The sequence below is a fragment of the uncultured Amnibacterium sp. genome, assembly GCF_964244015.1.
GTDB lineage: Bacteria > Actinomycetota > Actinomycetes > Actinomycetales > Microbacteriaceae > Amnibacterium.
Genome location: NZ_CAXTHO010000119.1, coordinates 1 through 9169 on the forward strand (window position 1 = coordinate 1; position 9169 = coordinate 9169).

The window sequence follows — 9169 nt, forward strand, 5'->3', positions numbered from 1 at the left end:
CGCGGGTGGTGGGCCGCCACGCGCTCATCGAGTCGATCAGGTCCTGCCTGGTGCCTCCGACCGTCACCTGGAGGGGCCGGGTGTGCGGCACGGGCATCGGAATGGACTGGACCCAGGTGGTCGACGTCACGCCGAACCGGTCGATCAGGCTGATCACCGCCGCCGCGAACCGGTTCCACTGGAAGTCGGGTTCGTACCCGGAGAGCAGGAGGAAGGGACGGCCGATGTCATCCCGGCAGAGGCTGAGGACGAGCGACAGCGGCGTGAACGAGGCGATGTGGTCCTCGTCGAAGTCGATGACCGGCCGGCGCGCGCGGTAGTCGAGCAGCTCGTCGTCGTCGAACACGGCCACCGGTACGGGCGCGCTCGTGTCGGCGAAGTACTCCCCGAGCTGCTGCACCGCGGAGCCCGCATCCGCGAAGCCGGTGAGCCCCGCCACGAGCGGGAGACCCTGCGGCACCTGCTCCGCCTCCGGCGTGAGCTCGTACAGATCCTCGGGCGCGCGCATCGCACGATTCTACCGAGGAGGCGGGCAGCCCCGGTCGTGCTCGGTCGGCTGCCGCGGCGGTCAGCGGGGCGTCCCTAGGCTCCTCGGCATGGTCGCCCCCGCTCTCGCCGTCTCCGCCGTCGCGCCGCAGGAGGTTCGGGCCGATGTCGTCGTGCTCGCCGTGCGCAGCTCGGACGACGGGCCGCAGCTGCTCGGCGCCCCGCTGCCGGACCTCGACCTCGCCGCGATCGGGCTGACCGGCGCGACCGGCGACGCCGCCCGGCTCCCGGGCACCGGGTTCGCGGCCGGGTCGATCCTGCTCGTCGGCATCGGTCGCGGGCTCGATCCGGACGGGGCCCGCGGTGTCGCCGCCACCGCGATCCGCAGGCTCGCCGGGGTCGCGCACGTCGCGCTGGCGCTGCCGGCGGAGCACGACGGCGTGTTCGCCGCGACGCTCGAGGGCGCTGCGCTCGGCGCGTACTCCTACCTCGACTACCGGTCCAAGAGCCTCGCCGCGCAGAAGGCCCCCGTCGCCCGGATCACCGTGCTCGGGCGGGCCGAGGCGCCCGCCGCCGTCCGCCGGGCGACCGTGCTCGCCGAAGCGGTCGCGCTCGTGAAGGACCTGGTCAACGCGCCCGCGAACGACCTCCCGCCCGTCGTGCTGGCCGACCGGGCCGTCGGGGTCGCGGCCGAGACGGGCGCGACCTCGCGGGTGTGGGACGAGGAGGCGCTCGCCGAAGGCGGCTTCGGCGGCATCCTCGGCGTCGGTGCCGGATCGACCCGGCCGCCGCGGCTGGTCCGCATCGGGTGGGAGCCGGAGGGGGCGGCCACGAAGGTCGCCCTCGTCGGCAAGGGCATCACCTTCGATTCGGGCGGCCTCTCCCTCAAGCCGGCCGTCTCGATGGTCGGCATGAAGAACGACATGACCGGGGCGGCGACGGTGCTGGCCGTGGTCGCCGCGGCGGCCAGGCTCGAGCTGCCGGTGGCCGTCACCGCCTGGCTCTGCATCGCCGAGAACATGCCGTCCGGCAGCGCCATCCGCCCGAACGACGTGCTGCGCATCCGCGGCGGTCGCACCGTCGAGGTGCTGAACACCGACGCGGAGGGGCGCCTGGTGCTGGCGGACGGTCTCGTCATCGCCGGCGAGGAGCACCCCGACCTGATCGTCGACGTCGCCACCCTGACCGGCGCCGTGATCACCGCCCTCGGCACCAGATACGTGGGCGCGATGGGTGACGGCGACCTCGTCGCGCGCACGCGGTCGGCAGCCGCACGCGCGGGCGAGCTGGTCTGGCACCTGCCGCTGCCGGAGGAGCTGCGCGCGATCCTCGCCTCCGACGTGGCCGACATCGCGAACGTCAAGATCGGCAACACCGCCGGCGGCGCGCTCGTCGCCGGGCAGTTCCTCCGCGAGTTCGTCCCGGAGCGCGAGGACGGCACGCCCGTGCCGTGGGTGCACCTCGACATCGCCGGTGCCGCGGAGAACAAGGGCGCGCCGTACGGGTCGACGGGCGCCGGACCGACCGGAGCCATGGTCAGGACGCTCGTCGCGCTGCTCGAGGACATCGCCGCCGAGACGCCGGCCCAGAGCCTTCCCGCACCCGTCGAGGAGTAGGGTCTCACCGGCGCTCCGGGGCGGGGCCTGGCTCCGGGTGAAGACCCGCGGGACGCTCGCCCTCGGTCGCGCCCAGCGACGAGAACGGGAGTACCGACGACGTGCCAGACCAGTCCTTCGACCTCGTGATCCTCGGCGGCGGCAGCGGCGGGTACGCAGCAGCCATCCGCGCGGCGGAACTCGGCAGCTCCGTCGCGGTGATCGAGAAGGACAAGGTCGGCGGGACCTGCCTGCACCGCGGGTGCATCCCGACCAAGGCCCTCCTCCACGCCGCGGAGGTCGCGGACACGGCGAAGGACTCGGCCCACTACGGCATCCGGGCCTCCTTCGACTCCGTCGACATCGCCGGTGTGACCTCGTACCGCACCGGCATCGTCGCCAAGAAGTTCAAGGGCCTGCAGTCGCTGCTGAAGGCGCGCGGGATCACGACGATCGACGGTGCGGGCCGCCTGACCTCCTCGACCACGGTCCAGGTCGGCGACCAGACGATCACCGGCAAGAAGATCGTCCTGGCGACCGGGTCGTACTCGAGGTCCCTGCCCGGCCTCGAGCTCGGCGGCCGCGTGATCGACTCCGAGCAGGCGATCGACCTCGATCACGTGCCGAAGAAGGTCGCCGTGCTCGGCGGCGGCGTGATCGGCGTCGAGTTCGCGAGCGTCTGGCGCTCATTCGGCGCGGACGTGACCATCATCGAAGCGCTGCCCCACCTCATCCCGAACGAGGAGGAGGTGCTGTCGAAGGCGCTCGAGCGCGCGTACCGCAAGCGCGGCATCCAGTTCTCGCTCGGCATCCGCTTCAAGTCCGTGACGCAGAACGACACCGGCGTGGTCGTGACGCTCGAGGACGGCAAGGTCATCGAGGCCGAGCTGCTGCTCGTCGCGGTCGGGCGGGGCCCGTCCACCGCGGGCAACGGCTTCGAGGAGGCCGGCGTCACGCTCGACCGCGGCTTCGTGACCGTGAACGAGCGGCTCGAGACCTCGCTGCCCGGCGTCTACGCGGTCGGTGACATCGTCTACGGCCTCCAGCTCGCACACCGCGGCTTCCAGCAGGGCATCTTCGTGGCCGAGGAGATCGCCGGGCTGAACCCCGCGGTCGTCTCGGACACGAACATCCCGCGCATCACCTACTGCGAGCCCGAGGTCATCTCCGTCGGCCTCACGGAGGTGAAGGCCGTCGAGCAGTACGGTCGCGAGGCCGTGCAGGCCTACGACTACAGCCTCGCGGGCAACGCGAAGAGCGAGATCCTCGACACCTCCGGCTCGATCAAGGTCGTCCGCGTCAAGGACGGGCCGGTCGTCGGTGTCCACGGCATCGGCACCCGGGTCGGCGAGCTCGTGGGCGAGGCCCAGCTCGTCGTCAACTGGGAGGCCTACCCCGAGGACGTCGCGCCGTACCTCCACGGCCACCCGACGCAGTACGAGGCCCTCGGCGAGGCCTTCCTCGCGCTCGCCGGCAAGCCGCTGCACGCACTCTGACCACACGGACGCGACCATGCGAACGCGTCCGCCCGCACGACGCCTGGCGGAATCGCCGCCGCTCCCGAAAGGAACCATCCGATGAGTGAGTCCGTCACCCTTCCGGCGCTCGGCGAGAGCGTCACCGAGGGCACGGTGACCCGCTGGCTGAAGCAGGTCGGCGACTCCGTCGAGGTCGACGAGCCCCTCCTCGAGGTCTCGACCGACAAGGTCGACACCGAGATCCCCTCCCCCGTCGCCGGTGTGATCGAGGAGATCCTCGTCCAGGAGGACGAGACGGTCGAGGTCGGCGCCGAGCTGGTCAGGATCGGCGACGGATCGGGCTCCGGCTCGTCCGCGAGCGAGCCCGCACCCGAGCCCGAGGAGGCGGACCAGGCGCCGGTCGAGCCGGCCCCGGAGCCCGCACCCGATCAGGTCCCCGACTCCGTGCCGGAGGAGGACGCGACCGCGGGCGGCTCCTACAGCGAGCCGAGCCTCGAGCAGGAGGTGGTCCCGGCCCCGGAGCCGGTGCCCTCGGTGGACGCGCCGGTCGGTACCGACCAGCAGACGGCCGCCCCCGCGCAGGAGGCCCCTCCCGCACCGGCGCCCACACCGGCACCGGCACCGGCACCCACTCCGGCCCCAGCCCAGCAGGCGCCTGCCCCCACCCCGCAGCCGGCCGCCCCCGTCGCCGAGCCCGGCGGATCGCACGCGGCAGCCCCCTACGTCACCCCGATCGTCCGCAAGCTCGCGAACGATCGCGGCGTCGACCTGTCGGCCGTCACGGGATCCGGGGTCGGCGGTCGCATCCGCAAGGAGGACGTCATCGCCGCCGCGGAGGCGCTCGCCCCCGCTGCCGAGCCGGCGGCCGCAGCGCCTGCCCCGGCGAAGCAGGCCGAGCCGTCGCCGCTGCGCGGCACGACGGTGAAGATGTCGCGGCTGCGCAAGGTCGTGGCCGAGCGCGCCGTCGTCTCCATGCAGTCGACCGCCCAGCTGACGACGGTCGTCGAGGTGGACGTGACCGCGGTCGCCACGCTGCGCGCCTCGGTGAAGGACGAGTTCCTGACGAAGTCCGGGCAGAAGCTGTCGTTCCTGCCGTTCTTCGCTCTGGCGGCGATCGAGGCCCTCCAGCAGTACCCGATCATCAACGCGACGGTGGATGGCGACTCGATCGTCTACCCGGACACCGAGAACGTGTCGATCGCGGTCGACACGGAACGCGGCCTGCTGACGCCGGTCATCCGAGGCGCAGGCGGCCTGTCGATCGCGCAGCTCGCGGCGCAGATCGCCGACCTGGCCGGCCGGACGCGCGACAACAAGCTGAAGCCCGACGAGCTCGCCGGCGGTACCTTCACGATCACCAACACCGGGTCGCGCGGCGCGCTGTTCGACACCCCGCTGGTGTTCCTCCCGCAGGTCGCGATCCTCGGCACCGGTGCGGTCGTGAAGAAGCCGGCGGTCGTCGCGACCGCTGACGGAGGCGAGTCGATCGCGATCCGCTCCACGGTGTACCTGGCGCTCAGCTACGACCACCGGATCGTGGACGGCGCGGACGCCGCCCGCTTCCTGACCACGGTCAAGCAGCGCCTCGAAGCCGGCGACTTCCGCGGCTCGCTCGGCATCTGACGCCCAGGACTCTCCGTTTTGTAGGACGACTCGTCCTACAAAACGGAGAGTCCGCCTCAGCGCTCGGGCGGCGGCGCGACGACGTCGCGGAGCCGCCAGCCGGTCCGCTCCCTGACCGCGAGGACGGTCGCCTCCGCCGAGGTGCCGAGCGCGGTGCCGCCGTCCCCCGCCGCGACCTTGAGCTTCGTCCGGTCGACGCTGACGGCGTCCGTGCCGGCACTGACCGCGTCGAGGTCGGCCTGCAGGACCGGGGAGCCGGCGGCGTCGACCCGGCGCAGGCACGCTGCGCTGCCGGAGGCGAGGCAGCGGTCGCGTTCCGCGAGCAGGGCGGGGATCGCCCGCCGCCCGTCCAGGCTCCGCGCGACGATGACTTGCGCATCCGGGACGACCGTCGTCGACCGCGACGGCGCAGCTCGATCCGCCGCCGCTGCCGGCCGCATGTCGTCGCCGGAGGGCAGCACCAGCAGTGCGCCGACGAGCAGGGCCGTGACGGCGCCGAGCGCGAGCCACACGCGGGCCCGCACCGTCCGGGCGATCGCGAGCACGACGACCGGCAGCGGCCCGAGCCGCTCCGACGCCGACGGGGCAGGCGATGAGGGCACGGCGGGAACCAGTCGCGCCGGGGTCGAGACGAGCCATGACTCGCCCGGTCGCGCGAGCCGCACCGGTTCGGCCGGGGCGAGCGCGAAGAGCACCCGTGCCAGGACCTCCGGCCGGTCCCCCTCCGGGATCCGCACGCCGACGGGATCCAGCAGGGCGGTGCACAGACCGCGGAAGGCGGCCCGATCGGCGGCGACGCGGTCCTCGAATCGCAGGGGCCCCGATCTCTTGAGCAGCGTCGGGGACTCCGGCGCCGCCCACGCCGGGCTGCCGTCGGCGTCGAGCACCACCGCGGGTGCACCGATCCCGCCGTGCGCGACGCCCTGCTCATGTATCCGGTGCAGGGCCTGCGCGAGCGGGACCAGCACGGTCACCGCCTCCCCGGCGGTGAGCCCGCCGGGCGCGGTCTGCAGCTCGGGCAGTCGCGCCGCCGGCGCGGGCAGCACGACCAGCAGGTCGCCGTTCGCGGCGGAGCCGACGTCGAGCACGGCGATGAGATGCGGTCCGGCCGCCGCGATGAGCGCCTCGAGCGGTTCGGTGCGGTCGGGTCGAAGCCTGACGGTCGTGGTCTCGAGCAGGTCGGTGGAGGTCATGACGCAGCAGCCTGGCCCGATCCGCGGCGCTTCCACCTCCTCGAGCCTGTGGAGGAGCGGATACGCTGCTCTCATGGCTCGATCCACCGGTCGCCCGGCCAAGGAGCCGGGCCGCGCGAAGCAGCTCCTCAACGTCTTCACGATGACCAGGAAGGTCGATTCCAGCCTGATCTGGTGGATGCTCCTCGCATTCCTCGTCCCGGTGCTGGTCGGCGTCGTGCTCGCGATCGTGGCGACCGAGGGCGTGTTCGGCAGGATCCTCTGGATCGTCCTCGGTGCCGTCACCGGTTTCCTCGCCGCGCTCATCGTCATGAACCGCCGTGCCGAGCGCGCCGCCTACAACCGCATGGAGGGTCAGCAGGGCGCCGTCGGCGCCGTGCTGCGAGCCACCCTGCGGCGCGGGTGGCGGGGCAGCGAGATCCCGGTCGCGGTGAACCCGCGCACACGCGACGCCGTGTACCGCGCGGTCGGCAAGCCGGGCGTCGTCCTCATCGCCGAGGGCCCGAAGGGCAGGACGCAGCGCCTCCTCGACGAGGAGCGCAGGAAGGTCACCCGCGTCGCGCCGAACACGCCCGTGTCGGTGCTCCGCGTCGGACCGGACGACGACGCGATCCGGCTCGCGCAGATCAACCGCAGCCTGGGTCGCCTGAAGGGCAAGCTCACCCGCGCCGAGGTCCTCGCGGTCAGCAACCGACTCGAGTCCCTCGCGGGCGGCGTGCCGGTGCCGAAGGGCATCGACCCCACGAAGACGCGCCCCGTCCGTCGGTGACGACCGCGGCGTCGATGCCCCGTGGCGAGGCCGCAGCGCTGCTGGGCGTGCCCGAGAGCGCGCCGGTGCAGGAGGTGCAGCGCGCCTACCTCCGCGCCGCAAGGCGGACGCACCCCGATCTGCTGACGGGCGCGGACGAGGCGGGCCGCCAGGCCGCCGGTGACGCGTTCGCCCGACTGACGCTGGCCAGGGACACCCTGGTCGCCGATCGGCCCGCGGCTCCGTGGGAGCCGACGGAGTGGGTCGCGCGACCGGGCGACGACGACGGGCCGCGCTTCCGGCAGGTGCCCGGCCGCGGACTCGGCGGCTCGCTCGTCGTCCTCGCGATGCTCGCCTTCCTGCTGATCGCGCTGGTCAGCGCGCAGCAGGCGTTCGCGGGCCGCTCCTTCGACGCCCCGGGCATCTCCACGACCCCCTGACGCCACGGCCTCGAAGCACCGCGGCCGTGAACGGAGGATGACGGGCATCCGGGCCGATGCGCGGGTGCGGACCACACCGCATGTTTCGTGCTTGTGACGGTTTCTCATACGGAGATCCAGCGGCACGCCGGTCAATAGGCTGGTGGTGCGCCCGGCGTCCGCCCTCGGACGCCCGGTTCCGTCCGCACTGTTCTGGAGAACATCCCCTCATGCCCAATCCGAAGTTCACCGATTCGTCCGAGGTCATCACCTTCATCAAGGACACGGACGTCAAGTTCCTCGACATCCGCTTCACCGACCTGCCCGGAGTGCAGCAGCACTTCAACATCCCCGCCTCGACCGTCGACGAGGAGTTCTTCTCCGTCGGCCAGCTGTTCGACGGCTCGTCGATCCGCGGCTTCGCGAACATCCACGAGTCCGACATGCAGCTCATCCCGGACATCTCGACGGCGTACATCGACCCGTTCCGCGTCGAGCGCACGCTGATCCTGGTCTTCGACATCTACAACCCGCGCAACGGCGAGATCTACGCCAAGGACCCGCGGCAGATCGCGCACAAGGCGGAGAACTACCTCGCCTCCACCGGGATCGCGGACACGGCGTTCTTCGCGCCGGAGGCCGAGTTCTACATCTTCGACGAGGTCCGGTACGACGTCTCGCAGGGGTCGAGCTTCTACAAGGTCGACTCGTCCGAGGCGGCGTGGAACTCGGGCCGGGAGGAGATCGGCGGCAACCTCGGCAACAAGACGCCCTACAAGGGCGGGTACTTCCCGGTCTCGCCGGTCGACCAGCACGCCGACATGCGCGACGACATCTCGCTGAAGCTGATCGAGGCCGGCCTGATCCTCGAGCGCGCCCACCACGAGGTCGGCACCGCCGGCCAGGGGGAGATCAACTACCGCTTCGACACGCTCGTGCACGCGGCCGACGACATCCTGAAGTTCAAGTACATCGTCAAGAACACGGCGAAGCAGTGGGGCAAGACGGCGACGTTCATGCCGAAGCCGCTCTTCGGCGACAACGGCTCGGGCATGCACACCCACCAGTCGCTCTGGAACGGCGGGCAGCCGCTGTTCTACGACGAGGCCGGCTACGGCGGGCTCTCCGACCTCGCGCGCTGGTACATCGGCGGCATCCTGGCCCACGCGCCGTCGCTGCTGGCGTTCACGAACCCGACGACGAACAGCTACCACCGCCTCGTCCCGGGCTACGAGGCGCCGGTCAACCTGGTCTACTCGGCCGGCAACCGGTCCGCGGCGATCCGCATCCCGATCACGGGCACGAACCCGAAGGCGAAGCGCATCGAGTTCCGTGCCCCCGACGCCTCCGGCAACCCCTACCTGGCCTTCGCGGCGCAGCTAATGGCCGGCATCGACGGCATCCAGAACCGCATCGAGCCGCACGAGCCGGTCGACAAGGACCTGTACGAGCTGCCGCCCGAGGAGGCGAAGCTCATCCCGCAGGTGCCGGGCTCGCTCGACAAGGTCCTCGACGCGCTCGAGGCCGATCACGACTACCTGACCGCGGGCGACGTGTTCACCCCCGAGGTCATCGAGACGTGGATCGAGTACAAGCGCGAGAAGGAGATCAAGCCCCTCGCCGCCCG

At 72.1% G+C, this 9169-nt stretch carries 8 protein-coding genes; 6 read left to right on the forward strand and 2 right to left on the reverse strand.

What is annotated here, in order from left to right:
• The coding region (locus ACFE67_RS12320; RefSeq protein ID WP_375407171.1) for a PAC2 family protein at nucleotides 1-508 on the reverse strand (508 nt) is incomplete at its 3' end.
• Between the two features lie 88 nt (nucleotides 509-596).
• On the opposite strand from ACFE67_RS12320, the gene ACFE67_RS12325 reads away from it, so the two are divergent.
• From ACFE67_RS12325 to sucB, 3 genes are all read left to right on the forward strand, one after another.
• The gene (locus tag ACFE67_RS12325; protein WP_375407172.1) at nucleotides 597-2102 is read left to right on the forward strand and encodes a leucyl aminopeptidase; all 1506 of its coding nucleotides are present in this window, start codon (nucleotides 597-599) and stop codon (nucleotides 2100-2102) included.
• Nucleotides 2103-2203: 101 nt separating this feature from the next.
• Nucleotides 2204-3577: a dihydrolipoyl dehydrogenase gene (gene lpdA / locus ACFE67_RS12330; RefSeq protein ID WP_375407173.1), complete on the forward strand. Its 1374-nt coding sequence runs from the start codon at nucleotides 2204-2206 to the stop codon at nucleotides 3575-3577.
• A gap of 81 nt (nucleotides 3578-3658) precedes the next feature.
• Complete coding sequence (sucB, locus tag ACFE67_RS12335) at nucleotides 3659-5182, forward strand: 2-oxoglutarate dehydrogenase, E2 component, dihydrolipoamide succinyltransferase (protein WP_375407174.1); 1524 nt, start codon at nucleotides 3659-3661, stop codon at nucleotides 5180-5182.
• A 56-nt stretch (nucleotides 5183-5238) separates the two neighbouring features.
• Here sucB and ACFE67_RS12340 read toward each other — a convergent pair whose 3' ends face one another.
• Nucleotides 5239-6375: a hypothetical protein gene (locus ACFE67_RS12340; RefSeq protein ID WP_375407175.1), complete on the reverse strand. Its 1137-nt coding sequence runs from the start codon at nucleotides 6373-6375 to the stop codon at nucleotides 5239-5241.
• Nucleotides 6376-6448: 73 nt separating this feature from the next.
• Between ACFE67_RS12340 and ACFE67_RS12345 the strand changes: the two genes are divergently transcribed.
• From ACFE67_RS12345 to glnA, 3 genes are all read left to right on the forward strand, one after another.
• The gene (locus ACFE67_RS12345; RefSeq protein ID WP_375407176.1) at nucleotides 6449-7144 is read left to right on the forward strand and encodes a DUF4191 domain-containing protein; all 696 of its coding nucleotides are present in this window, start codon (nucleotides 6449-6451) and stop codon (nucleotides 7142-7144) included.
• A complete protein-coding gene (locus tag ACFE67_RS12350) occupies nucleotides 7141-7563 on the forward strand; it encodes a J domain-containing protein (RefSeq protein WP_375407177.1) in 423 nt (140 codons plus the stop codon). Before ACFE67_RS12345 ends, ACFE67_RS12350 begins: the two co-directional genes overlap by 4 nt.
• A gap of 209 nt (nucleotides 7564-7772) precedes the next feature.
• A partial coding sequence (gene glnA, locus ACFE67_RS12355; RefSeq protein WP_375407178.1) for a type I glutamate--ammonia ligase occupies nucleotides 7773-9169 on the forward strand: 1397 nt, incomplete at its 3' end.